This window comes from Hydrogenophaga sp. FG152, from assembly GCF_057809615.1.
In genome coordinates this window covers 1-348 of record NZ_JBMDKH010000053.1, presented here as the reverse complement: position 1 = coordinate 348, position 348 = coordinate 1, and the positions used below count along the sequence as shown (strand labels likewise).

The following is a 348-nucleotide window of genomic DNA, read 5'->3' as shown; positions in this document are numbered from 1 at the left end:
CCGTGGCCCGGCACATGGCCCGCCTGGGCTTGAGCCGCTTGAGCGCCTTGCAACCGCCCGTGCCCGTGTGCCGCTATGAGCGCGCCAGTCCTGGCGAGTTACTGCACATCGACACCAAGCGCCTGGGACGCATCCAGGGCGTGGGCCACCGCATCACAGGCCAGCGCCAGCACCGCAACCGAGGCATCGGCTGGGACGCCGTGCATCTGGCCATCGACGATCACTCCCGGGTCTCCTTCGCCCGGGTGTTGGGCGACGAGACGGCCCTGAGCTGCGTGCAGTTCCTGCGCCAAGCCGTGGACTACTACGCCAGCCTGGGCGTGCGCATCGAGCGCGTCATGACCGACA

Annotated in this window: 1 pseudogene; it reads left to right on the top strand. The window is 69.3% G+C overall.

What is annotated here, in order from left to right:
- A pseudogene (locus ACODTB_RS25820) lies at positions 1 to 348 on the top strand (IS481 family transposase); the annotation flags it as partial.